This is a genomic window from Nocardioides sp. AN3 (assembly GCF_054653495.1).
This window is the reverse complement of the sequence record NZ_BAAIGC010000109.1, coordinates 1-271: the sequence shown is the minus strand read 5'-3', so window position 1 is coordinate 271 and position 271 is coordinate 1. Positions and strand designations below refer to the sequence as shown.

Genomic DNA, 271 nt, shown 5'->3' with positions numbered 1-271 from the left:
CTCGGCCCCTCCAACCCCACCGGTCAGGGCACCTTCAGCGTCTACACCACCTGGATCGAGACCGACTTCGACAACCAGATCCCCCCCTACACCGGCCACCCCGCCCAACCCGAGGAGGCCGACGAGAAGCAGACCGTCATCGTCGAGGTCGCCGGCAAACGCCTCGAAGTCACCCTCCCCGCCGGCCTCGGCTCCCTCGGCGGCGGCCTCGGCGCCGGCGCCGGCGCTGCGGGTGGAGCGAAGAAGCCCAAACGCGCAGCCGGGAAGAAGG

The 271-nt window shown here is 71.2% G+C and carries 1 pseudogene; it reads left to right on the top strand.

The window, feature by feature from the left end:
* Positions 1 to 271 (top strand): annotated as a pseudogene (locus tag ACYQ1K_RS28015) (acetyl-/propionyl-CoA carboxylase subunit alpha); the annotation flags it as partial.